Origin of the sequence: Nocardia araoensis NBRC 100135 (assembly GCF_000308435.1) — a bacterium.
Lineage (GTDB): Bacteria > Actinomycetota > Actinomycetes > Mycobacteriales > Mycobacteriaceae > Nocardia > Nocardia araoensis.
In genome coordinates this window covers 1-24714 of sequence record NZ_BAFR01000210.1, presented here as the reverse complement: position 1 = coordinate 24714, position 24714 = coordinate 1, and the positions used below count along the sequence as shown (strand labels likewise).

Genomic DNA, 24714 nt, shown 5'->3' with positions numbered 1-24714 from the left:
ATCGAGGGTGCGGCTGGTTCAGGCCTGTCGACCGGTCTTGGTGCTGCGGGCAATGTGGGCGCGGGTTTGTCGAGTGGTCTCGAGGGTGCGACCAGTGCGGGGGCGCACCTCGGTTCGAGTCTGGACAGTGGTGTTGGCGTCGGTTCGCACGCGGGCTCCGGGCTGTCCTCGGGTCTCGACGCCACGGGCGGCCTCGGCGGTTCGGCGCAGTCGAGCGTCAGCGGCGCGGCGGACGCGGGCGCCGGACTGGCGGGCTCGGCAGGCGGTGCGGCGCACGGTGCGGTGGACACCGGCGCAGGCCTCGGCGGCAGCGTCGGCTCGACCGCGCACACCTGGTCCTCGCTGGACGTGTCGAGCGCGTTCGGTTCGGGCCTGGACAGCACCGTCGGCGGCCAGACCGACGCGGGCCTGTTCGGCGAGACCCACGCGGGCACGGAGTTGAGCGGTTCGGCGGGCGCCGAGCTGGGTGGCGATACATTCCTGCACTGACAGTTGCCCGGTAATACGGAAAGAGGTCCATACCGCGATGGGGACACCCGCGCCGAACGCCACTCCACCGGCGGTACCGCTGCTGTCGGTACTCGGTGAAACCATCGCGGCGGCTCGTGCCGCGGGACGCAACGATCTGGTCGGCCGCCTGGAAGTGGCGGCCGACCGGGTCCGCGACCCGCGGCGGCGCATCGTCGTCGCCGGGCAGCTCGACCAGGGCAAGAGCCGTTTCGTCAACGCCTTGCTGAACATGGACATCTGCCCCGTCGGCGACGACGCCACCACCGTGGTGCCGATGCTGCTCGCGCACGGGCCGGAGCCGCGTGCGGAGTTGGTCCTCGCGGCGCACGGCGATTCCAGCGGCGCGGAGACCAGGGTGGCGGTGCCGATCGCGGAGATCGGTGCGATCGACCAGCGCGCCCCGCTCGCGCAGGGTCGGCGGATCGTGCGGCTAGAGGTCCAGATCCCCAACGCGCTGCTGGCCGACGGCATCGTGCTGATCGACACTCCCGGCGTCGGCGGGCACGGCAACGCCCACGCGGCGGGCGTGCTCGGACTGGTGCCCGCCGCGGACGCGGTGCTGGTGCTGTCGGACGCGTCGACCGAGCTCACCGAACCCGAGCTGGCGTTCCTGCGGCAGGTGCGGGAGCTGTGCCCGACGGTGGCGGTGCTGCTCACCAAGACCGATCTGTACCCGCACTGGCGACAGGTGCACGAGGCCGATCTGGGCCATCTCACCCGCGCCCGCCTCGATGTGCCGATGATCCCGGTGTCGTCGCTGTTGCGCAGCCACGCGATGCGGTTACAGGACCCGCAGTTGGGTGTCGAATCCGGCTTCGGCGTGCTGTACACCTTCCTGCGCGACCAGGTGGTGGCACGCGATCAGCTGGCCACGCGCACCGCCGTGGCCCGCGACATCCGCTCCGCGGCGGAGCATCTCGCGCTGGCTCTTGGCAGTGAGCTGGTCGCGGTCCGCGACCCCGCCCAGGGCGCGGCGGCGGTGCGCGAGCTGCAATCCGCCCGCTCCGCGGCGGAGGAACTGCACCGCAGGACCGCCGCCTGGCAGCAGACCCTCGCCGACGGCATCACCGACCTGGCCGGGGACGTCGACCACGACCTGCGCGACCGCCTGCGCAATCTCGCGCGCACCACCGAGGAATGGATCGACGAACACGATCCCGGCCGGCACTGGGACCGCATCGCCGAACACCTCACCGGCACCGTCGATACCGCGCTCGGCGACAATCTGCTGTGGACCCACGCGCGCGCGATCCAGCTCGCCGAGCGCGTCGCCGAACACTTCTCCGAACTCGGCGCCGTCGATCTGCCGGACGTGCGCCCCGGGGTCGGCGCCGACACCGGCCGCGCCATCACCGGCACGCTCGCCGATCTGGAACCCGACATCGGTTTCGGCAGCAAACTGCTCGTCGGCATGCGCGGCTCCTACGGCGGCGTGCTCATGGTCGGGCTGGCCAGCACCTTCGCCGGGCTCGCCATGCTCAACCCGATCTCGATCGGCGCGGGATTGATCGTCGGCGGCAAGGCCTTCCGCGACGACCAGCAGGCCAGGCTGGCCAAGCGGCGCAACGAGGCGAAGGCGGCGGTGCGCCGCTTCGTCGACGATGTGGCGTTCCAGGCGGGCAAGGAGTCGAAGGATCGGCTGCACCGCATCCACCGCGCGTTGCGCGACCACTACGCGGGCGTCGCCGAACGCAGCCTGCGCTCGATCGACGAGTCGCTGCGGGCCGCGCAGGAGGCGGCGTCCATGGTCGCCACCCGTCGCGCCGAACGCGGCGCGCAACTGGAACAGCAGCTGCGCGTGGTCGCCGAACTGCGCCGATACGCCGATGCCATGCAGACCGCCCTACCGATGGGACCCGCCGGTACGGTAACCCCGTGAGACGTGATGGTGGCGCGGTGCCGGGAATCGTCGCCGAGGCGCATCGGCTGGTCGGGGCGGCGCAAGCGGCGCTGGCGGGGGAGCCGCGGCCGCGTGCCCTGCTGGCCGACTGCGCCCGCCGATTGGATCAGCCGCTGCGGGTCGCGCTCGCCGGTTCCATCAAGGCGGGCAAATCCACCCTGCTGAATTCGCTTGTCGGGCAGGACATCGCCCCGACCGACGCGACCGAGTGCACCAGGGTGGTCACCTGGTATCGGTACGGCTCCACGCCCAGTGTGACGGCGTACGCGCCCGACGGCGCCCGCGCACACGTCGTGGTTCGCCGTGGCAGCGGGACGCACGGGCTGACCTTCGATCTGGACCGGCTCAATTGGAACGCCCCGGCGCCGCGCGAGGTCGACCATCTCGAAGTCGAGTGGCCTGCCGCGACGCTGGCGCACACCACCATCATCGACACCCCGGGCACGTCGTCGCTGTCGCGCGAGGTCTCGCGGCGCACCGCGCGTCTGCTGACGCCCGGCGCGGACGACGAGCGGTCCGAGCAGAGCATCGCAATTCCGGGCGCCGACGCGGTCGTCTATCTGTTGCGCCGACTGGATGCGACGGACGTGCAGTTCCTCGAGCGCGTGGGCGCCGGAACCGCCGTGGCCAACGGTGGGCCGGGGGCGCCGGGCCCGCTCGGCATCGTCGGCGTGGTCTCGCGGGCCGACGAGATCGGGGCGGGCCGGATCGATGCGCTGCATTCCGCGCGGGACGTCGCCACGCGTTTCGCCGGAGAATTGGAACGGACGGGTCTGTGCCAGGCGGTGATCCCGGTCGCCGGGCTGCTCGCGTTCGCCGCGGCGACGCTGCGTCAGCAGGAGTTCGCGGCGTTCGAGACGCTGGCGCGGGTCCCGGTCGACGAACTGAGCGCCGCGTTGCTCTCCGCGGATCGTTTCGCGCGCGCCGACGTGCCGCTTCCGGTGCCGCCGGAACTGCGCGCGCAGCTCGCCGAGCGGTTCGGGCTGTTCGGCATCCGGATGGCGGTGACGCTGATCCGGCTCGGCGTGCGCGATTCGGCCACGCTGGCCGCCGAATTGACCAGCCGCAGCGGCGTGGACGAACTGCGCTCGGTGCTCGACGTGCAGTTCGGTCAGCGCGCCGATCAGCTCAAAGCGCATTCCGCGCTGACCGCGCTGGCTCGGGTGCTGACCGCCTACCGGGGCACCTCGGCCGATCGCCTGCTGCCCAGGGTGCGCACCTTGCTCGCGGACGTGCACGGTTTCGCCGAGCTGCGCCTGCTCGGCCGCCTGCGCACCGACGAACTGGCGCTGCCCGCGGACGATCTCGCCGAACTGCACCGCCTCATCGGCGGCTCCGGGATCGCACCCCATCTACGCCTGGGTCTCCCGTTCGACGCGCCGCTCCCGGCGCAGCGCGCCCAGGCGGTGGCCGCGGTCCGGAAATGGCGCGCCCGGGCACGTCACCCGCTCGCCGACCAGTTCACCGCCACGGCCTGCCTGACCGCCGCTCGCAGTGCCGAAGGCACCTTGAGCGTGCTGCCGGAATGATTCCCCGCCGCGGCACCCACCTCGGCGCGGTGACCTGCGAGGACGTCGGACCCGCGCCCCGAACTGCGGTGTAGTCGACCTGCGCCCGGGTATGCGCCCTGGTAGCGAGAGGAGTCAACGATGAGCCAAGAGGACGTCGTACACGAATTGCTCGTCCGTGCGGGCACGGGATACGCCGAGGAAGCGGGTATCACGCTCGATGACAAACCGGCCGCGCTCTTCCAGTTGCTCATGCTTTCCCAGCTGCTCAGCGCCCGCATCGCCGCGGAGATCGCCATCGGGGCCACACGAGAGCTGATCAGCAGCGGTTACCGGACGCCGCACCGGGTCGCGGACGCGGAGTGGCAGGAGCTGGTCGACGCGCTGGGGCGGGGGAACTACCGGCGCTACGACGAGAGCACCGCGACGCGACTGCACCACAACGCCTTGCGCTTGCTCGATCGGTACCACGGTGACCTGCGGGAACTGGCGAAGAAGGCGGATAACGACCCGCAGCGCGCCGCGGAACTCCTGCAAGAGTTCGACGGAATCGGCCCGACCGGAGCCCACATCTTCCTGCGCGAGATCCAGGACATCTGGACATGGGTCCGGCCGCACTTCGATGAACGCGCTTTGCGCGGCGCCAAGCGCGTACAGCTGCCGGAGGATCCCGACCGGCTGGCGCGGCTCGCGCCGGATCACCACACCGCGGAGCTCGCCGCGGCTCTGGTCCGGGTGACGCTGGACGAGAAGATCGCCGACGAGGTCCTGGCCGCCGCGCCCTGACCGCGCGCGCTCAGATCGGGGCGGCTCCCGCACCGCGCGGGTCGATCAGGATCTTCGCGTGCCGCTCCGGGTTGCCGAGTGCGGTGAAGGCGTCCGCGACGCCGTCGAGCCCGACGGTGCCGGTGATCAACGGGCTCGGGTCGACCTTTCCCTCGGCGAGCAGGTACAGGGTGTCGCGGAACTCGCCCGGGTCGTAGCCGAGCACGAACCGCAGTTCGATCTCCTTGTTGATCGCCATCGCCGGATGGAAGCGGTCGGTCTCCATGCAGACCCCGACCACCACTACGCGGGACAGCGGCGGGGCGGCCGCGAGGATCTGGTCGATGATCCCCGGCACGCCGACACATTCGAAGATGACCGGACCGGCCGGTCCCGCGTTCAACGTGTGGGCCAGCCGGAAGACATACCACCATGGCAGGTTCGGCACCCGCCGCAGGCGTTCCATGGTGTCGAAGCCGAGTCCGAGGATGTCGGTGACGCCGTTGATCCGTCCCTTCTTCGGGGCGGCCGTCCAGGGCGATTCGGTCGCCGGATCGACCACGACGTCGGCGCCGCACGCGGTGGCCAGTTCCCGTCGGCGCGGTGAGAAGTCGCTGGCCACCACGGTGCGCACGCCAGCGGCTTTCAGCATGCTGATCACCGCGAGCCCGATCGGCCCGCAGCCGATGACGAACGCCGTCTGTCCCTTGCCCACCCGGCCCCTTCGCACGGCATGCCAGGCCACCGCCATGGGCTCGGTCAACGCGGCATGTTCGGCGGACAGGCCGTTGGGCACCGGCATGGTCATCGATTCCTGGACCACCACCTGCTCGGCGTAGCCGCCGGGCGCGGCGGCCGACAGACCGACCAGGTGCGGCTGCCTGCCGTGCCGGACGATCGGCAGGGACACCACCGGCGTCCCCGTCTTCCACCGCTTACGGCAGTCCGGCCCGTAATCCACTACTGTGCCGCTGAATTCGTGCCCGAGCACCACGCTCTGATCCGAACGCATGAAGTGCTCGTAGCCCGTGGCCACGGCCAGGTCGGCCAGTTCGTCGGCGTGGGTGCGTGCGTGCAGGTCCGAGCCGCAGATGCCGCAGCGTGACACGTCGATCAGCAGCTGACCCGCACCGGGCCGGGGCGCAGGCAGCTCCGCGACCTCGAATTCGGCGGCGGTGACGACGGCGGCCCTCATGGCGACTCCTCGGATCGACGGCGCACGGTGGGAGCCCGGCCGGGGCGCCCTGCCGTCACCCTACTGCGGCAGGGCGCCCTCGTGGCTTGCTCGGTCGTAGGCTCAACGGGCCGAGGTGCTTTCGGCTATGGGCTCGGTCGAGCGCCGCGCAGCCGCGGGTACACCTCTTGCTCGAGGTAGGTGGCGACATCGCGGCCGTTACGCCGAGCTTCGTGCACAGCGACACCGTGCCGTCCGGCGACCTCCTTCAGCGCGGGCCGCGACTTCTTCTCCACCCCGCCGCCGATCACCAGGTGCGCGAACTCTCCGGTGCCGAGTGCCGCGAGCGCTTCGTCGTCGGTGGTGACACCGCGCGCGGTGAACCCGGCGGCCCGAACCCGCTCGACGGCGGCGTCCACGGTGTTCCTGCTGCGGCCGATGATCAAAAGGTCCATCTCGCTCACACCCCTACCGGTTCCGGATCCGTCGCATCGATGCCGAGCTCGTGATGTTCGAGCTCGGCACTTCGGGGCAGCGCGAGGAAGCCCAGGCAGACCAGCGCGAGGACGCCGATTCCGTACCAGAGGGTGCGCTCGAAAGTGTTGGCGAAGTTCACCGCGTTCGCCCGCATTCCGGCCGCGGCGAGCGCCTGGCCGACGCTGCCGGAGCCCGGTTCCCCGGTGGTCCGGCAACTGTCCGGCACCGCGCTCGGATCGACCTGCGCGGATCGATCCCGCACGCAGGCACGGAAGTTGGCGAGGATCTCGTCCCGCGCCTGCTCGGGCACACCCGCCGCGGCGAGTTCCGCGCGGACCTCCGGCGCGACCGCATCGACCCCGCGCGCCGAATCGTGGTCGAGCTGGGTGAAGAACACCACGCCCACGAGCGCGACGCCCAAAGCCGTGCCCAGCTGCTGCCCGGTATTGAGCAGACCGGACGCCGAGCCCGCTTCCCGCGCGGGCACCTGGCCGAGCAGCAGATCGATGGTCGGCGCGACAACCATGCCGAATCCGGCCCCGGTGACGATCAGCGGGAAGACCATCTGCCACGAAGCGATCCCCGCGCCGTAGTGCGTGGCCAGCCAGCCGTAGAGGCCGAAGCCCGCGGCGTTGACCGAGCCGCCGACGATCAGCACTCGCCTGCCGAACCGCGGCGCGAGCACGCTCACCGAGACGCCCGCGCCGATTCCCGCGCCGACCGCGAAGAACACGGCGGTCAGCCCCGCTCGCATCGGTGTCCAGCCGAGTCCTGCCTGCATGAACAGCGTCCACACCAGGAAGAAGCCGCCGAGGCCGATCCAGAACAGCAGCCAGCTGCCAAGCCCGATCGCGAACGGCCGGGACCGGAACAACGTCAAGTCGACCAGCGGCGAGCCGACCGTCCGCGCCCGGTACCGCTCGTAGGCGACGAACACCCCGAGGGTCGCGGCGGAGGCGGCCATCATGACGAACGTCCATGCGGGCCAGTCGAGCCTGCGCCCCTCGGCGAGCGGATAGACCAGCAGAAGCACCGCGGCGATGGCGAGGATCATGCCGATCACGTCCAGGCGCGGGGCGGCGGGCGAGCGGGACTCCTTCATCACCGTCGCGGCGGCGGCAAGCGCGAGAATGCCCACCGGGACGTTGACCAGGAAGATCGGCCGCCAATCCAGGCCGAACAGGTCCCACTGCACCAGCAGGCCGCCGAGCGACAGACCGACCGCGGAGGCGGACCCGCCGACGCCGCTGTAGAGCGCGATGGCCTTCGCGCGCTGGTGCTCGGCGAAGGTGACGCGGATGATCGCCAGGATCTGCGGCACCATCAGCCCGGCCATCGCGCCCTGCGCGAAGCGCGAGGCGATCAGCACGGCCGGATCGGAACTGAGTCCGCACGCCGCCGAGGCGAGGGTGAAGCCTGCCATGCCGATCAGGAAGATCCGCTTGCGGCCGAAGATGTCGCCGAGCCTGCCGCCGGTGATCAGCACGGCGGCGAAGGCGAGCACGTAAGCCGCGACGATCCATTCGATCTCCGAGTACGCGGCATGCAGATCGGCCTGGATGCTCGGTACGGCGACATTGACGATGGTGACGTCGAGCAAGTCCATGAATCCCGCGGCGAGCACGACGGCGAACGCGATCCAGCGGCGGGAATCGGTAGGGGGACGGGTAGTGAGGTCGGGTTCCATGCGGGCCTCTTTCGAAATGGGAGGGAAGTACCGACTCCCAAACTATGCACCTCGAGTGATTATCAATCAATATGGCAATCATAAAAGGTGCGTTAATGCTACGATCGGGGCGTGACCGAAGCCGATCCGACGCCGCTGTCCGACCATGTCGCCTTTCTCCTCGGGCAGCTCGGGTTCCACGCCGCGTACCGCTTCGGCGACGGGTTGGCACCGCTCGGCATCGGCCCTCGGCATTTCGGCACGTTGCGCGTGCTGCGCGAGCACGATGGCCAGTCGCAGCAGCAGCTGTGCGAGACGCTGGGCATCCATCGCAACGTGATGGTCGGATTGGTCGACGAGCTGGAGAAGCGCGGCCTGGTCGAGCGCCGCAAGCATCCGACCGACCGGCGGGCGCACGCCGTCTACCTGCTGCCCGCGGCGCATGATCTGCTGGCGCGGGCGCAGGGGGTCGTCGAGGGGCTCGAGTCCGACCTGCTGCGCGAGTTCGACGCGACCGAGCGCGCCACGCTGCTGCGAATGTTGCAGCGGCTCGCGGCGACGAACGGGCTGGAGCCGGGCATCCATCCCGGGCTCCTTCGCTGAACTCCTGTCACCCGGTGCATTCCCTGACCCTCGCCGAAGTGTGCGACAGGTCACACCTTCATGTCGCCGTGCGGGAATTAAACGCGCGAGTCACCCGTTGAGCATTTCGACAAGATTGAGCGCGTGAGACTCAAGTTTCGGTTGACTCCGAGACTCCTGCGGGGCAGGATTGAGCCGACCACGCTCAGTGTTGCTGGGGCCGTGCTCCGTGAGGTGCTAGGGGCGAGGTCTCGCGGCGTCCTTCGCGGGCGCCAAGGGCGTTTTCGCCCGGCACCGACACACATTGGTACGTCAATTAGGAGGAACCACTATGGCTCGTGCGGTCGGAATCGACCTCGGGACCACGAACTCGGTCGTCGCCGTTCTCGAAGGCGGTGAGCCGGTCGTCGTCGCCAACTCGGAAGGATCGCGCACCACCCCGTCGATCGTCGCGTTCGCGAAGAACGGCGAGGTACTGGTCGGCCAGCCGGCCAAGAACCAGGCAGTCACCAACGTCGACCGCACCATTCGCTCCGTCAAGCGGCACATCGGCACCGACTGGTCGGTGGACATCGACGGCAAGAAGTACACCCCCCAGGAGATCAGCGCGCGCGTGCTGATGAAGCTGAAGCGCGACGCGGAGTCCTACCTCGGTGAGGAGATCACCGACGCGGTCATCACCGTGCCCGCCTACTTCGAGGACGCCCAGCGGCAGGCCACGAAGGAAGCAGGCCAGATCGCGGGCCTGAACGTCCTGCGCATCGTCAACGAGCCCACCGCCGCGGCGCTCGCCTACGGCTTGGACAAGGGCGACAAGGAACAGACCATCCTGGTCTTCGACCTCGGTGGCGGCACCTTCGACGTCTCGCTGCTGGAAATCGGCGAGGGCGTCGTCGAGGTCCGCGCCACCTCCGGCGACAACCACCTCGGTGGTGACGACTGGGACGAGCGGGTCGTGCAGTGGCTGGTCGACAAGTTCAAGGCCAGCTCGGGCATCGACCTGACCAAGGACAAGATGGCCATGCAGCGGCTGCGTGAGGCCGCCGAGAAGGCCAAGATCGAGCTGAGCTCCTCGCAGAGCACCTCGATCAACCTGCCCTACATCACCGTCGACGCGGACAAGAACCCGCTGTTCCTCGACGAGCAGCTGACCCGCGCCGAGTTCCAGAAGATCACCTCGGACCTGCTCGACCGCACCCGCGCGCCGTTCCAGTCCGTGATCAAGGACGCGGGCATCAAGGTGTCCGACATCGACCACGTGGTGCTCGTCGGCGGTTCCACCCGTATGCCCGCCGTCTCCGATCTGGTCAAGGAACTGACCGGTGGCAAAGAGCCCAACAAGGGCGTGAACCCGGACGAGGTCGTCGCCGTCGGCGCCGCCCTGCAGGCCGGTGTGCTCAAGGGTGAGGTCAAGGACGTCCTGCTGCTCGACGTGACCCCGCTGTCGCTGGGCATCGAGACCAAGGGCGGCGTGATGACCAAGCTCATCGAGCGCAACACCACCATCCCGACCAAGCGCTCGGAGACCTTCACCACGGCCGACGACAACCAGCCGTCGGTGCAGATCCAGGTGTTCCAGGGTGAGCGTGAGATCGCCTCGCACAACAAGCTGCTCGGTTCCTTCGAGCTGACCGGTATCCCGCCGGCCCCGCGCGGCGTGCCGCAGATCGAGGTCACCTTCGACATCGACGCCAACGGCATCGTGCACGTCACCGCGAAGGACAAGGGCACGGGCAAGGAGAACACGATCAAGATCCAGGACGGCTCCGGCCTGTCCAAGGAGGAGATCGATCGGATGATCAAGGACGCCGAGGCGCACGCGGCCGAGGACAAGGCGCGTCGCGAGGAGGCGGAGACCCGCAACCAGGCAGAGTCGCTGGTCCACCAGACCGAGAAGTTCATCAAGGAGAACGAGGACAAGGTCCCCGCGGACGTCAAGACCAAGGTCGAGGCGGCCATCGCCGAGGCGAACGAGGCTCTGAAGGGCACCGACATCGCCGCGGTCAAGGCGGCGGTCGAGAAGCTGGCGACCGAGTCGCAGGCTCTCGGCCAGGCCATCTACGAGGCCTCCGCCGCGGACGCCGCCGCGCAGGGCGACGGCGCGTCCAGCGCCGCGTCGGATGACCAGGTCGTGGACGCCGAGGTCGTGGACGAGCCGGTCGACACGGAGAAGAAGTGACCGAGGCCAACTCCGAGAAGGAGCCGATCACCTTCGTCGACAACCGGAAGATCGATCCGGAGACCGGCGACGTCAGGCAGCAGGCCGCGGACAACGGCGCCGCGGCCGCGCAGGCCCCGCAGGTGGATGAGGGCGTAGATACCGACAACGGCGACGCCCTCGCCGACACCATCAGCGGCGAGCTCGCCGAGCGCACCGCCGACCTGCAGCGGCTGACCGCGGAGTACGCCAACTACCGGCGCCGGGTCGAGCGCGACCGCAAGGCCGCGATCGATTCCGCCAAGGCGTCGGTGGTCACCGAGTTGCTCGGCGTGCTCGACGATCTCGACCGCGCGCGGGCGCACGGTGACCTGGAGTCCGGTCCGCTGCGGTCGGTGGCCGACAAGCTGTCGGCCGCGCTGCTCAAGCAGGGTCTCGAGGAGTTCGGTTCGGAGGGCGAGCCTTTCGACCCGACCCTGCACGAGGCCGTGCAGCACGAGGGATCCGGCCACGACCCGGTGATCGGCATCGTGATGCGCAAGGGCTATCGCTTCGGCGATAGGGTGCTTCGGCACGCGCTCGTCGGGGTAACCGACGGCGTAGCCGATCTGACGGAAAACACTGTTCAATCGACCGAAGAGGCATCGGATGTTGATGCCGGCGCGAACGATCAATAAGGACGCGAGAGGAGGAGATGCTCGGTGAGCCAACGGGAGTGGATCGAAAAGGACTTCTACAAGGAGCTGGGTGTTTCCTCCGGCGCCTCGCAGGACGAGATCAAGAAGGCCTATCGCAAGCTCGCCCGCGACTTGCATCCGGACGCCAACCCCGGTGACACCAAAGCCGAGGAGCGGTTCAAGACCGTCAGCGAGGCGCACGCCGTGCTGTCGGATCCGGCCAAGCGTAAGGAGTACGACGACACCCGCAAGCTGTTCGCGGGTGGCGGCTACGGTCGCGGCGGCTTCGGTGGCGGCGCTGGGGGCGGCTTCTCGCAGGAGTTCAACCTCGGCGACATCTTCGGCGGCGCCGCAGGCGCCGCCGACGGTGGCCTCGGCGACCTGCTCGGCGGTCTGTTCAACCGGGGCGGCACCCGGACGTCGAGCCGCCCGAGGCGCGGCTCCGACGTGGAGACCGAGACGACGCTCGGCTTCCGGGAGGCGGCCCAGGGCGTCACGGTCCCGCTGCGGATGACGAGCCCGTCGCCGTGCACCACGTGTCACGGCAGCGGCGCCAAACCGGGCACGAGTCCGCGAGTCTGCCCGATCTGCAACGGAACCGGCATCGTCAGCCGTAACCAGGGCGCGTTCGGCTTCAGCGAGCCGTGCGACGAGTGCCGGGGCAGCGGGTCGATCATCGACGACCCGTGCCTGGACTGCCAGGGCAGCGGCATCCAGAACCGCACGCGCACCATCACGGTGCGGATTCCTCCTGGAGTCGGTGACGGGCAACGGATCCGGCTGGCCGGTCAGGGCGAGGCGGGACTGCGCGGGGCGCCCTCGGGCGACCTGTACGTCACCGTCCACGTCAGCCAGGACAAGGTCTTCGGCCGCAACGGCGACGACCTGACCCTGGTGCTGCCGGTCAGTTACAGTGAATTGGTCCTCGGCACAACCGTTTCGGTGCCCACGCTGGACGGCCGGGTCGGCGTCAAGGTGCCTCCGGGCACCGCCGACGGCCGCACCTTGCGGGTGCGCGGCCGTGGCGTCCCCAAGCGCGGCGGCGGCGCGGGCGACCTGCTGGTGACGGTGAAGGTCGCGGTCCCGCAGAAGCTGGACAACGACGCCGTCGAGGCGCTGAAGCGCTACCAGGAGGCCGAACGGGCCAGCGGCTTCGATCCACGTGCGGGATGGGCAGGTGCGTGATGTCCTCGGAACCGAAGAACGCGTCCGGCGGGTCGCGCGCCGAGTTCTTCATGATCTCGGTGGCGGCCCAGCTGGCCGGCATGCACGCGCAGACACTGCGCACGTATGACCGTCTGGGACTGGTCACGCCGCAACGTACTTCGGGCGGTGGTCGGCGCTACTCGGCCCGGGACGTGGAGCTGCTGCGCGAGGTGCAGCGGCTGTCCCAGGACGAGGGCGTCAACCTGGCGGGCATCAAGCGCATCATCGAACTGACCAATCAGGTGGAGGAGCTGCGCCAGCAGGTCGCGGACCTGTCGGCCGAGCTGGAGCGGACGCGGGCGGCGTACCGTCCGGATCTCGCTCCGCAGCAGCGCAGTACCGCGCTGGTGGTCTGGCAGCCGCGGCACCGTCGCGAGGACGGGCACCGCAGACGATAACCGGAACCACCACGGCCCCGGCCTTGGTCGCACATCGCGATCCGGCGCCGGGGCCGTCGCCGTTTCCGGCCATTGTCGCAAACATTTGCTGAAGGTAAACCAGAACATGGTCTCCGGAAGTGGTGCAGCCATATTCATTTCGTTGTCGAATCAACTGGACATTTCGACCGTAGACCTTTTTACGCAACCCGTTCGGATTGCCCGCTTCGATCTCGCTCGGGTGGTTGGCATGTTGCCCCGAAGTCGCTAGAACAGACCAGTCGGGACGTAATTTCGCAAGCGGGGCTTACCAATTCGGTGTGCACACGACTGACTTTGTGCCGAATCTGCGGTCTTGCAGTCGGTTTCTCTGGCGTGTCGCCCTGGATAGTCTCGTTTCGACGAAATAGCGCGCAGTATGTTCCTTCGAAAGATTCCGTTGCTGGCAAACCTCGCCTACACTCCTTGCCATCGGCTGCTGTCGAGTGGCCCCGCAGCACCTCACTCGCCGGCATGGTTCGTGAACGAGTGCGAAATGGGGTTGTGAGACCAATGGATTCACGCACTGTCGCTTTGATAAGAACTACGTTCAAGGCGGTTGCTGCGGAGGATGGGGGGCCGGAGAAACTGGCGAGATCGTTCTACGCGATCTTGTTCACCGACTACCCGCACGTCCGCGATTTCTTTCCGGCCGCGATGGACTCCCAGCGCGACCGCTTGGTCAAGGCGATCTCCTATGCGCTGGACCGATTGGAGGAGCCCGACAAGCTGCTGCCCTTCCTGGCCCAGCTCGGCAGGGACCACCGCAAGTACGGCGTGCAGCCCGCGCACTACGCCGCCGTCACCACCGCGCTGAAGACCGCGGTGAAGGTCTTCGCCGGCACCGAGATGTGGACCGACGAGGTGGACCGGGCCTGGGACGAGGGCCTGCAGATCATCTCCGACGCCATGATCGGCGCGGCGGAGCAGGAGACCACGCCGTCGGTGTGGACCGGCACGGTGATCGAACGCAGGGAGGTGCTGCGCAACTTGGTCGTCGTCCGGCTGCAACTGGACCAGCCGATGCGCTACGCCGCCGGTCAGTACTTGAGCGTGCAGATCCCGTCGCGCCCACGGATGTGGCGCTATCTCTCGCCCGCCGTGCCCGCGAACGCCAACGGTGAGATCGAGTTCCACGTCCGCAGCGTGCTGGGCGGCTGGGTCAGTTCGGCGATCGTCGGCCGGACCGCCATCGGCGACCAATGGCTGCTGGGCTCACCGCTCGGCGGCCTCGGCGTGCCGCGCAACGCCAAACGCAAGATGCTGATGGTCGGCTGCGGCACCGGGATCGCGCCGCTGCGCGCGCAGTTGATGGCGATGGCGATGCGGCGGACCAATCCGAAGGTGCATCTGTTCGTCGGCGGCCACCACCCGTGCGACCTCTACGACCTGGAGACCTTGAGCAAGCTGGCCATGGCCAACCGCTGGCTCACGGTCACGCCGGTCAGCGAGCACGACGAAAACCCCTGGTGGTACGCCGAACCGGAGCAGCCGCGCACCACCTGGCCGGGCCTGGAACCCAGGGTCACCGGCCAGATCGGCAAGGTCGTCGCCGGCTTCGGCGCCTGGTCCGACCGCGACGTACAGATCGTCGGCTCACCCTCGATGGTGCAGACCACCAAGTTCCGCCTCATGGCAGCCGGAACCCTGGCGAAGAACATCCGCCACGATCCTCTGTATTAATTCCAGCGCCTGCGGCGCCGCGAACGGCGGATGCTCGGTCTCGCTTCGCTCGAAACCGGTGGTTGAGCTGGTGTGGTTGCGTCAGGTGATGACCGCGCTCCCAGGGCTCGCCGTTGTCGCGGCCTCGGGATATCCGATTGTGGCAATGCTACGGCTGCTGTATCGGTCTGCTGATCGGTCAGAGACCCTCGAATTGGATTCGCTCCGGCGGGGTTCCGGTTTCGAGGAGGCGGTCGACGGTGGTTTGGACCATGGCCGGGGAGCCGCAGACGAGTACTTGGTGCTCGAGGAACGCGCCGTGCGAGCCGAGGACGTCGGCGAGGGTGCCGTAGAGCAGGTCGTCGGGTGCGAAGCCGATGTCGACGCGGGACTGCTCGTACCACTCGTCGACCCAGTTCGGGTCCTCCAGGTGCTCCACCACCGGAATCACGGTGAGCCAGGGCAATTCGGCGGCCAGCAGGTAGAGCATGTCCGAGGCGTACAGGTCGCGGGGGGAACGCCCCCCTACGAAGAGGTAGGTGGGCGGCGGCGACGGCTTGCGCGCCAGCTCGAGGATCTGGGCGCGCATGGGCGCCAATCCCGTACCGCCCGCGATCATCACCACCTCGTCGCCGTCGGGGTCGACCCAGAACCCGCCTGCCGGAGCGCCGATCCGCCACTCGTCGCCCGGCTGGGTGTCGGCGACGATCGCGGCGCTGCACCAGCCGCCAGGCACCGTGCGCACGTGGAACTCCAGTTTGCCGTCCAGGGACGGCGGCAGCGCGGGGGACAGCCTCCGGCGCACGCCGGGATGCTGCGGCACCCGCACTTCGACCGACTGTCCGGCGGCGAACGGCACGAACTCTCCGATCAGGCGGATCACCGCGAGATCGTGCCGTAGGCGATGATGGCCGACCACGGTCGAAGTCCACTCCGGCGCCTGATGACCATTGCCGAGCATGCTCGGATCCCCCAACGGGGCCTCCTTCTTACACAGGGTCGCAGCTGATGTTCTGCTCCGGCGTACCGACCGCGATGAGCGCGCGCCGGGTGTCGGCGATCATCCGGGCCGAGCCGGCGATCTGGATCTGCCGGTCTTCCCACGCGCCGAAGCTCGCGACCACGGCGCCAAGGTTACCGATCAGGCGCCGGTGCATGCCGTACGGTGCGTCCTGCGGTGGATGCGGGTACCACCACGGGTTGGTCTTCTGCTCGCACACCGGAACGATGGTCAGCCACGGGTTGCTCTGCGAGAGCTGCCACATGTTCTCCACGTCGTACAGGTCGCAGGGATAGCGGCCGCCGATGAAGAAGTGCACCCGCGGGTTGATGCCGCGCTGGCCCATCTCGATCAGTTGGGCGCGCAGCGGGGCGATGCCGGTGCCCGCGCCGATCATGAGCACGTCGCGGCCGCTGTCCCGGTCGACGTGCAGTCCGCCGAGCGGGCCCGCGATCCGCCATCGGTCGCCCACCCTGGTCTCGTTGACGATCGCGGGGCTCACCCAGCCGCCGCGGATCTTGCGCACGTGGAACTCGATCTCGCCGTACGGGTTGGACGGGATGGCCGGGGAGAAATAGCGCCACATCTTGGGCCGCTGCGGAATGGTGACCGGTACGTACTGCCCGGCCTGGTAGGGCACCGGCCCGTCGGACTGCAGCCGCACGATGGCCAAGTCCTCCAGCACGCGGCGATGGCCGACCACGGTGGCCTCCCACACCGGCTGCGACTTGTCGGAGTTGGCGCCGATGGCCATGGACGCGGAGATCAGGATGGTGATGTCGCGCCAGCCCTCTTCCAGGCTCCGATTCCAGGCCGCGCCGTTGTAGACGCGGAACGCCGCGAGCAGCGCGCGGCCCGCTATGTCGTAGTGCGCGGCCTCCACGCCGTACTTGCGATGGTCGCGGGCGAGTTGCTCCAGGAACTTCTGCGCCCGGTCCCAGTCCTCCAGGTGATCGAGGACGTACTGGATTGCCGTGGCGATCCGCTTGGCCTGCATCTCCATGGCGGGCGGGAACAACTCGCGCAGCCGTGGGTTCTCGGCGAACAAATGTCCGTAGAACGCACTGACCAACCGCTCGGGTCCATTCGGCGACTCGATCACCGAACGAAAATTGGCGCGGACCAGCGCAGCCGAACGCGCATCCACGACGTGGAGCTTCCTTTCCCTCAGTTCTGCCCGGGGACATACCCGTTACCGGCGGTCTCCCGCCGACAAGTATCCCCGAAAATGCCATGGTCGTGTGGGTATCAGGCGCAAGACCCGGGCAAACGGTAATCGGTGGGCAAACGGCGGACGCCGCTGACCCGTCGGCTACCGGCGCCGCAGGCGGGCCGGGCCGGATTTCCGCGTCGATGCGGTAGGGGCGGATGCGGGTTCCGGCCGGTCAACTGCCCGCGCCGGTCCGCACCGCGGGCACGACCTGCTCGGTATAACGACGGATCTGCTCGACCGGTTCCCCCTCGGTAGGCCAGAAGACGAATCCGTCGATCCGCTGGTCACGGTGCAGAGCCAGCAGGTCGTCGACCCAGCGGTCGGGCGGGCCCTCCAGGAAGCCGCGATCGGCCCCGTCGGCGGTGATGGTCCCCGACACGTTCAACACCCGCCGCACCGCCAGCGGGTCCCGGTCCGCCGCCGCGGCGGCGTCATCGATCCGCTTGCCCGCTTCGTCGAGGAACTCCGGTGGCGCCCACGCGGCGGACGGCACCCAGCCGTCGGCGGCGCGTCCGGTGAGCTCGAGCATGCGCGGCCCCCGCGCGCCCAGCCAGATGCCGGGCTGGTGGCGGGGGCGTGGGCCGGGATGCGCACCCGCCAGCGAGTAGAAGCTTCCTGGCACCCGGACCGAGCGCTCGTCGCTCCACAAGGCGCGGATCACCGCGATCGCCTCGGCCAGGGCGCGCACCGCCTCGCCGCCGGTTCGGCGCGGGCCGCCCATCCCGGCGACGGCGTCCCAGAACGCGCCCGCGCCGAGGCCGAGCTGGATCCGGCCGTCGCTGATGATGTCGAGCGAGGCCACCGACTTCGCGAGCAACGCGGGATGGCGCAGCGGCAGGTTCGCCACGTCGGGGAAGAAGGTGATCCGCTCGGTCCGCGCGGCGAGAGCGGTGATCAGTGTCCAGGTGTCCAGGAAACGGCGCTGGTAGGGATGGTCCTGGATGCCGATCAGGTCGAGCCCGGACACGTCGGCGTACCCGCTCAGCTCGGCGAGTCCGCGGAAGTCGTCGGCCTCGGGGATCAGGAACAGGCCGAATTGGGGCGGTCGGCTGCTCATCCGGCTCAGATGGCGAGCACGGTCTTGCCGCGTGCGCCGGGCGCTCCGATGACCGCGGGCCCCTCCGCGAGCGGGACGGTCGTGTCGATCGGCACGACCACGTCACCGGCGGCGACGCGCTGGATCAGGCGGGCCAGTTCCGGTGCGCTGCCCTTGGATTCGATGTTGCCGCCGCGGAGCGATCGTGCGCGCAACGCCTCCTCGTCGGCGGCGAAGATGGTGGAGTAGACCGTGCCGCCGTCGCGGACCAGCGCGGTCAGCTCCGCCAGCGCCTCGGGCGGGCTAACCAGGTCGAACAGGACGTCGATGCCGTCCGGATGCGCGGCGGCGACCTGGTCGCGCACCGGCCCCGTGGTGTAGTCCACCGTCTCGGCCGCGCCCAGCCGGGTCATCTGATCGGCGGAGCCACCGCGCGCCGTGGCGATGACGTGCGCGCCCGCCATATTGGCCAGTTGCACCAGAAAGGAGCCGACGCCGCCGGTCGCGCCCACGATCAGCACGGTCTGGCCCGGTTGGATGTGGGTGGCGTCCACGAGGTCCTGCGCGGTCACCCCGGCCGTCGGCAGCGCGGCGGCCGCGGCGGTGGGCACGCCGGGTGGGATCGGCACCAGCGTGCCGTCCTCGGGGAGCACCGCGTACTCGGCGAAGCTGCCGTGGCCCACCGGCGGTGTGAGGAACTTGCCGACCACTCGGTCGCCGACCGCGAATCGGCTGACGCCCGCGCCGACCGTGGCGACAGTTCCCGCTCCGTCCACTCCGAGGATCAGCGGAAAGTCGTGCGGCAGTTTGCCGTCCAGGATCCCGGAGGCCACCTTGCGGTCGAACGGATTCACCCCGGCCGCCTGGAGTTGGACCCGCACGGATCCCGGCCCTGGCTCCGGCATCGGCATCTCGGCCAGTTCCGGCGTCGCTCCGAACTTCCGTACCACGATCGCGCGCATCCATTCGCTCCTCGAGTCGGGGTGAAGAGTGCTGCAACAACTGGCCGAGGTCATCGTAGGCATCCGAAGGTCGCCGACGTGCGCAATCATCGCATCGGCGGTGTCACGGAGCGTCGCGTTCGCCGGCGTCGGGGCGTAGCGTTCGACACGATCCGGCGGTATCGGAGCGGCGCCGCGAAAAATCTAAACTTGAGCGGAACAGACTCAACCTTTCGGACGTTGGACGGGTAAGACGGCGCCGGGTCGAAGGCGGAGCGGGACGAGGCGATGGGCTTCGGTCGAGCGATCACGCTCGGCGCCGTGCGAATCGACTCGACTAGTAGGAAGGTGACTCGTGGACTCGTTCAATCCCACCACCAAGACTCAGGCGGCACTGACCGCCGCCTTGCAGGCGGCCTCCGCCGCGGGCAACCCGGAGATTCGTCCGGCGCACTTGCTGGTGGCGTTGCTGGATCAGACCGACGGCATCGCCGCCCCCTTGCTGAAGGCCGTCGGAACGGACCCGGCGGCCGTGCGAGGCGAGGCGCAGGACATCGTGGACCGGCTGCCGCGGGCAACCGGCGCCACCACCACACCGCAGCTGGGTCGCGAGGCGCTCGCCGCGATCACCGCGGCGCAGCGGCTGGCCACCGAGCTCGGCGACGAATACGTTTCCACCGAGCACGTGATGGTCGGCCTCGCCGAAGGCGACTCCGACGTGACCATGCTGCTCACCAAGTACGGCGCCACCGCCGACGCGCTGCGTGCGGCGTTCACCGCGGTACGCGGCAGCGCCAGGGTGACCAGCCCCGATCCGGAGGGCAGCTACCAGGCGCTGGAGAAGTACTCCACCGACCTCACCGACGCCGCGCGGCACGGCAAGCTCGACCCGGTGATCGGCCGGGACACCGAGATCCGCCGGGTGGTGCAGGTCCTGAGCCGTCGCACCAAGAACAACCCGGTGCTGATCGGCGAGCCGGGCGTCGGCAAGACGGCCATCGTCGAGGGACTCGCCCAGCGCATCGTGGCGGGCGACGTTCCGGAGTCGCTGCGCGGCAAGTCCGTCGTGGCGCTGGATCTCGGCGCGATGGTCGCGGGCGCCAAGTACCGCGGCGAATTCGAGGAACGGCTCAAGGCCGTGCTGGAGGACATCAAGAACAGCGCGGGCCAGATCATCACGTTCATCGACGAGCTGCACACCATCGTCGGCGCGGGCGCCACGGGTGAATCGGCGATGGACGCGGGCAACATGATCAAGCCGATGCTGGCCCGTGGCGAGCTGCGACTGGTCGGCGCGACCACGCTGGAGGAGTACCGCCAGCACATCGAGAAGGACGCCGCCTTGGAGCGGCGCTTCCAGCAGGTGCTGGTCGGCGAGCCGTCGGTGGAGGACACCATCGGCATCCTGCGCGGCATCAAGGAGCGCTACGAGGTGCACCACGGCGTGCGCATCACCGACTCCGCGCTGGTCGCCGCGGCCACGCTGTCGGACCGCTACATCACCTCCCGCTTCCTGCCGGACAAGGCGATCGACCTGGTCGACGAGTCGGCCTCGCGGTTGCGCATGGAGATCGACTCCCGTCCGGTGGAGATCGACGAGGTGGAGCGCGCGGTGCGCCGCCTGGAGATCGAGGAGGTCGCTCTCGCCAAGGAGACCGACGAGGCGTCCAAGCAGCGGCTGGAGAAACTGCGCGCCGAACTCGCCGACGACCGGGAGAAGCTCAACCAGCTGACCACCCGGTGGCAGAACGAGAAGAGCGCGATCGACCAGGTGCGCACGCTCAAGGAGGAACTGGAAGCCCTGCGCGGCGAATCCGAACGCGCCGAGCGCGACGGCGACCTGGGCAAGGCGGCCGAACTGCGCTACGGCCGGATCCCCGCGCTGGAGAAGCAGCTCGCCCAGGCCGAGCAGACCTCAGCGACGGCGGGCGACGGCGAGGTCATGCTCAAGGAAGAGGTCGGCCCGGACGACATCGCCGAGGTGGTGTCCTCCTGGACCGGCATCCCGGTGGGCCGGATGCTGGAAGGGGAAACCCAGAAGCTGCTGCGCATGGAGGATGAGCTGGGTCGCCGCGTGGTCGGTCAGCCCGAGGCGGTGCAGGCGGTGTCCGACGCGGTGCGCCGGGCGCGCGCGGGTGTCGCCGATCCGAACCGCCCCACCGGCTCGTTCATGTTCGTCGGCCCCACCGGCGTCGGTAAGACCGAGCTGGCGAAAGCGTTGGCGGACTTCCTGTTCGACGACGAGCGCGCCATGGTCCGCATCGACATGAGCGAGTACAGCGAGAAGCACTCGGTGGCTCGGCTGGTCGGCGCCCCGCCCGGCTACGTCGGCTACGACCAGGGCGGTCAGCTCACCGAGGCGGTGCGGCGCAGGCCCTACACGGTGGTGCTGTTCGACGAGATCGAGAAGGCGCACCCGGACGTGTTCGACATCCTGCTCCAAGTGCTCGACGAGGGCAGGCTCACCGACAGCCAAGGTCGCACGGTGGACTTCCGCAACACCATCCTCATCCTCACCTCGAACCTGGGTGCGGGCGGTGACCAGCAATTCGTCATGAACGCGGTGCGTTCGGCCTTCAAGCCGGAGTTCCTCAACCGCCTCGACGACGTGGTCATGTTCCACGCCCTCGACGAGGAGCAGCTGGAGCAGATCGTCGACATCCAGCTCGAGCAGCTGCAGAAGCGGCTGGCACAGCGCAGGCTGAAGCTGGAGGTCAGCGATTCGGCGCGGTTCTGGCTCGCGGTGCGCGGCTACGACCCCGCCTACGGCGCGCGCCCGTTGCGCAGGCTGATCCAGCAGGCCATCGGCGACTCCCTCGCCAAGGAACTGCTCGCCGGCGAGGTCACCGACGGCGACAGCGTCAAGGTGTCCGTCAGTCCCGATGGAGACGGCCTGATCGTCGGCAGGTGACGAGCGAACAAGCGGCCTCGCGCGTGCGGGGCCGCTTGCCCGTCCTCCGTAACCTCGTGCGCGCCAGAACGTTTCATTGACGCGGAAGCGATTGCCGCTAGGTATTGCCGGAGGGACGCGGGTTCGGCCGGAGGCGCACCGGTCCATGCGGTGCGGGTGCGCGCGACCGAACAAGCCCTACGCTGGAAGACATGACCAACCCGAACGATCCCTGGGGACAGCGGCCGGAGGATGCGCCGACCGAACACCTGGGTCCGCCGGGCAAGTCCGGGTACGGGGGCCCCGCGCACACCACGGAGTACCCCGACGCGTACGGCACCGGCGCCCCGTCGGTGTACCCCCCGACGGAGCAGTACGGAGCGTGGGGGCCGCCTGGAGCGAACGCGACCCGCGAGTTCCCGGCCTATGACTCCCAGTGGGCCTCCTATCCGGACACCGCTGCGGGTGCGGCCGGTCCGCCCGGCGGCGCGATGCCGCCCGGTGGTGGACCGCCGCCCGGACCACCGCAGCCACCGCGGCGCAACACCGGTCTGTGGATCGCGCTCGGCCTCGGCATCGTGTTGCTGATCGGTGCGATCGGGGTGTTCGCGGGCGTGCTGCTGGGCGCGAACGATTCCGGCTCGGCCGATACCGCGGCGGCCTCGACCGCGCGGGTCACCACGAGGCCGGCTCCCGGGACCAGGAACGCGCAGCCGACCCCGCCGAGCGGGCTGCCCAGCGTGCCCGGCCTCGGCGATGTCGACGGACTCGGCGCGACCATGGGCACCATCACCGCCAACGACGGGGGCACCCTGACGGTGAGTTCGGTGATGGGCAACACCATCACGGTGCGCACGGACGCGAACACGCAGGTGATCGCGTTGTCCGGCACGAAAGTCTCCGATCTGGCCACCGGTGAGCTGGTGCTGATCCAGGGCGACAAGGCCGCGGACGGCTCGATCCAGGCCAAGGTCATCATCGGTACGTCGCTGCCCGGCGGCGGGCGATGAGCCGCGCCGGGCGCGGCCCGCGCGAAGCGCCGGGGGTAATGACGGACCATGTCCGGCCGGGACCATTAGGCTAGGCGTCGATGACGGCAATGTGGTTCGGGTTGGCGGCGATCGCGCTCGTGGGCGCGATCGTACTGCTGTATTTCGATCGGCTCCAGCGTCAGCGGACCGGTCACGCGCGACAGGTCTGGGCGAAGTCGCAGGGCTATACCTACGTGTCCGTGGAACCCGCGCTGCCGTCCACCTGGCGGCGTGGCGCGCTGACCAAACTGGGCTATCTCTCCGCGGTCGACGTGGTCTCCGGCATCCGCAAGGGTGAGAAGTTCGTGCTGTTCGACCTGGAGGACTCCGCGACGCTGGTCGCGGTCCGCCGCCAGATCGGTTCGGACATCGACGTGGACATGCGGCTGAAGACGGCCGCCCCGCCCAAGGACCACGATCTGGAACTGCTCGGCGCCATCGGTGATCGCGTGGTGTTCGCGACCAATCCCGAAATCGCCAGGCACGCAGTCGATCAGCGCATGGTCGCCTTCATCGAGAACCTTCCGGACACCGTGCAGATGCTCTGGAGCGAGGGCAACTGGACGCTGGGCATGCTGCTGGTCGGGACCACCCCGAAGGACTGGGAAGGCGCGATCGACGCGGTGCTGCGGCTGTCCGGTCTGCTGCACGTGCTGCCGCCGGTCAGCGAGCCGCGCTTCGACGAAGGCGGACACGAGCCGGGCCGCCCCCGCCCCCGCGAGCGGCAACGGGCCGAGAACGTTCGCGACGCCGAGGACGAGGCGGGCGACCGTCCCGATGGCGACCAACGGTCCGAGGACGACTCCCACGCCGGCGAGCGAGCCGAGGAGCGGGGATCGGAACCGGCGCGCCGCCCGTCGCTGGCGGTCGTGCCGAACACCCGCGCCCGCGTGCGCGAGGACGAGGAGCCCCGGCCGCGTGAGCAGCGCGACGAGCGCGCCGCCGAGGGCCGGACCGATTCCGAGTCGCGGCAGCGGCCCGCCGACCCGCCCGGCGGACCGTTCCACCCCGGCTTCCGCCCCTACCAGGGACCCGTGCCGAAGTGATCGGCCGCGCGCCCACCGCGGTCGGACCCGAGCGACTGCGATCGACCGCGCCGTCATGACCGACCATCCCCGGCTGCCCGGCGCCACCCGCCCGGTGGCTTTGATCACCGGACCGACCTCGGGTATCGGCCGCGGTTACGCGACCCGGCTGGCCTCGCTCGGCTACGACCTCGTGCTGGTCGCCCGGGACGAGCAGCGCCTCACCGCCCTCGCGGCCGAGGTGGAGCGCCGCTTCGCCACCCGCTCGGAGCTGATCGTCGCCGACCTGGCCAGGGCCGAGGACCGCGAGCGGGTCGCGGCCCGGCTGGCCGAGGGCGTCGAGTTCCTGATCAACAATGCGGGTTTCGCGCACGCCGGGGAGTTCTGGACGGTGTCGCCCGAGCAGTTGCAGGCGCAATTGGACGTCAATGTCACCTCGGTGGTGCGGCTCACCAGGGCCGCGCTGCCGCCGATGATCGCGGCGGCCAACGGCTGCGTCGTCAACGTGGCCAGCGTGGCGGGCCTGATTCCCGGACGAGGGTCGACGTACTCGGCGTCCAAGGCGTACGTCGTATCCTTCACGGAAGGGTTGGCAGGCGGATTGGCCGGGACCGGAGTCCGGGTCCAAGCTCTGTGCCCGGGATTCGTCCGCACGGAATTCCACCAGCGAGCAGGCATCGAGATGCCCTCGCTGCCGAAAGCGTTGTGGCTGAGCGTCGAGCAGGTAGTCGCCGGCTCACTGCGTGATCTGGAGAAGGGCCGGGTGCTCAGCGTGCCCGGCATGCAGTACAAAACGCTCACCACCGTCGCCGGAATGATCCCGCGAACCCTGGGGGCCCGGCTCAATCGCGGGTTGTTCGACGCACGCGGAAGGAAT

At 69.4% G+C, this 24714-nt stretch carries 20 protein-coding genes and 1 pseudogene; 14 read left to right on the top strand and 7 right to left on the bottom strand.

The features are described 5' to 3' along the window. From ON21_RS28220 to ON21_RS28205, 4 genes and pseudogenes are all read left to right on the top strand, one after another. Positions 1-489: pseudogene (locus ON21_RS28220) on the top strand (IniB N-terminal domain-containing protein); the annotation flags it as partial. A gap of 37 nt (positions 490-526) precedes the next feature. Then, positions 527-2389: a dynamin family protein gene (locus tag ON21_RS28215; protein WP_039802788.1), complete on the top strand. Its 1863-nt coding sequence runs from the start codon at positions 527-529 to the stop codon at positions 2387-2389. Beyond that, positions 2386-3939, top strand: coding sequence for a dynamin family protein (locus tag ON21_RS28210; RefSeq protein WP_245562766.1), 1554 nt, complete (start codon positions 2386-2388; stop codon positions 3937-3939). Before ON21_RS28215 ends, ON21_RS28210 begins: the two co-directional genes overlap by 4 nt. A 120-nt stretch (positions 3940-4059) precedes the next feature. After that, positions 4060-4704 (top strand): HhH-GDP family DNA glycosylase, encoded by a 645-nt coding sequence (locus ON21_RS28205; protein ID WP_039802786.1) that lies wholly within the window; start codon positions 4060-4062, stop codon positions 4702-4704. A 10-nt stretch (positions 4705-4714) separates the two neighbouring features. On the opposite strand, the gene ON21_RS28200 is transcribed toward ON21_RS28205, so the two are convergent. The 3 genes from ON21_RS28200 to ON21_RS28190 all read right to left on the bottom strand — a co-directional run bounded on the left by ON21_RS28200 (position 4715) and on the right by ON21_RS28190 (position 8021). Beyond that, positions 4715-5878, bottom strand: a complete 1164-nt coding sequence (locus ON21_RS28200; protein WP_039802784.1) for a zinc-binding dehydrogenase — start codon at positions 5876-5878, stop codon at positions 4715-4717. Between the two features lie 125 nt (positions 5879-6003). Further along, a complete protein-coding gene (locus ON21_RS28195; protein ID WP_039802796.1) occupies positions 6004-6312 on the bottom strand; it encodes a hypothetical protein in 309 nt (102 codons plus the stop codon). A 5-nt stretch (positions 6313-6317) separates the two neighbouring features. Continuing rightward, complete coding sequence (locus tag ON21_RS28190; protein WP_051021425.1) at positions 6318-8021, bottom strand: MFS transporter; 1704 nt, start codon at positions 8019-8021, stop codon at positions 6318-6320. A gap of 111 nt (positions 8022-8132) precedes the next feature. Between ON21_RS28190 and ON21_RS28185 the strand changes: the two genes are divergently transcribed. The 6 genes from ON21_RS28185 (at position 8133) to ON21_RS28160 (ending at position 14722) form a co-directional block, all read left to right on the top strand. Then, positions 8133-8603, top strand: a complete 471-nt coding sequence (locus tag ON21_RS28185) for a MarR family winged helix-turn-helix transcriptional regulator (protein WP_039802782.1) — start codon at positions 8133-8135, stop codon at positions 8601-8603. A 310-nt stretch (positions 8604-8913) separates the two neighbouring features. Beyond that, complete coding sequence (dnaK, locus tag ON21_RS28180; protein ID WP_039802780.1) at positions 8914-10761, top strand: molecular chaperone DnaK; 1848 nt, start codon at positions 8914-8916, stop codon at positions 10759-10761. Then, positions 10758-11417, top strand: coding sequence for a nucleotide exchange factor GrpE (gene grpE / locus ON21_RS28175; RefSeq protein WP_039802778.1), 660 nt, complete (start codon positions 10758-10760; stop codon positions 11415-11417). The genes dnaK and grpE overlap by 4 nt, the downstream gene beginning before the upstream one ends. A gap of 24 nt (positions 11418-11441) precedes the next feature. Next, positions 11442-12602 carry a molecular chaperone DnaJ gene (dnaJ, locus tag ON21_RS28170; RefSeq protein ID WP_039802776.1) on the top strand — a complete coding sequence of 387 codons (1161 nt, stop codon included), beginning with the start codon at positions 11442-11444 and terminating at the stop codon, positions 12600-12602. Beyond that, positions 12602-13021, top strand: coding sequence for a heat shock protein transcriptional repressor HspR (locus tag ON21_RS28165; RefSeq protein WP_051021424.1), 420 nt, complete (start codon positions 12602-12604; stop codon positions 13019-13021). The genes dnaJ and ON21_RS28165 overlap by 1 nt, the downstream gene beginning before the upstream one ends. 531 nt (positions 13022-13552) lie before the next feature. After that, entirely contained in the window at positions 13553-14722 is a 1170-nt protein-coding gene (locus tag ON21_RS28160; protein ID WP_039802773.1) for an FAD-binding oxidoreductase, read from the top strand. Positions 14723-14900: 178 nt separating this feature from the next. On the opposite strand, the gene ON21_RS28155 is transcribed toward ON21_RS28160, so the two are convergent. From ON21_RS28155 to ON21_RS28140, 4 genes are all read right to left on the bottom strand, one after another. Then, a complete protein-coding gene (locus tag ON21_RS28155) occupies positions 14901-15662 on the bottom strand; it encodes an FAD-binding oxidoreductase (protein ID WP_039802771.1) in 762 nt (253 codons plus the stop codon). A gap of 28 nt (positions 15663-15690) precedes the next feature. Next, positions 15691-16848 (bottom strand): FAD-binding oxidoreductase, encoded by a 1158-nt coding sequence (locus ON21_RS28150; protein WP_039802769.1) that lies wholly within the window; start codon positions 16846-16848, stop codon positions 15691-15693. Between the two features lie 238 nt (positions 16849-17086). Next, positions 17087-17971 carry an LLM class flavin-dependent oxidoreductase gene (locus ON21_RS28145; RefSeq protein WP_039802767.1) on the bottom strand — a complete coding sequence of 295 codons (885 nt, stop codon included), beginning with the start codon at positions 17969-17971 and terminating at the stop codon, positions 17087-17089. A gap of 5 nt (positions 17972-17976) precedes the next feature. After that, the gene (locus ON21_RS28140; RefSeq protein WP_039802765.1) at positions 17977-18912 is read right to left on the bottom strand and encodes an NADP-dependent oxidoreductase; all 936 of its coding nucleotides are present in this window, start codon (positions 18910-18912) and stop codon (positions 17977-17979) included. 334 nt (positions 18913-19246) lie between these two features. On the opposite strand from ON21_RS28140, the gene clpB reads away from it, so the two are divergent. The 4 genes from clpB to ON21_RS28120 form a co-directional block, all read left to right on the top strand. Continuing rightward, positions 19247-21802, top strand: coding sequence for an ATP-dependent chaperone ClpB (clpB, locus tag ON21_RS28135; RefSeq protein ID WP_039802763.1), 2556 nt, complete (start codon positions 19247-19249; stop codon positions 21800-21802). A gap of 191 nt (positions 21803-21993) precedes the next feature. Next, on the top strand, positions 21994-22791 hold the full coding sequence (locus ON21_RS28130; protein WP_039802760.1) for a DUF5666 domain-containing protein: 798 nt from the start codon (positions 21994-21996) through the stop codon (positions 22789-22791). An 80-nt stretch (positions 22792-22871) separates the two neighbouring features. After that, positions 22872-23858, top strand: coding sequence for a TtfA family protein (locus ON21_RS28125; protein WP_306307719.1), 987 nt, complete (start codon positions 22872-22874; stop codon positions 23856-23858). A 55-nt stretch (positions 23859-23913) separates the two neighbouring features. After that, positions 23914-24714, top strand: an 801-nt coding sequence (locus tag ON21_RS28120; protein ID WP_063821146.1) for an SDR family NAD(P)-dependent oxidoreductase, incomplete at its 3' end; no start/stop codon positions are given.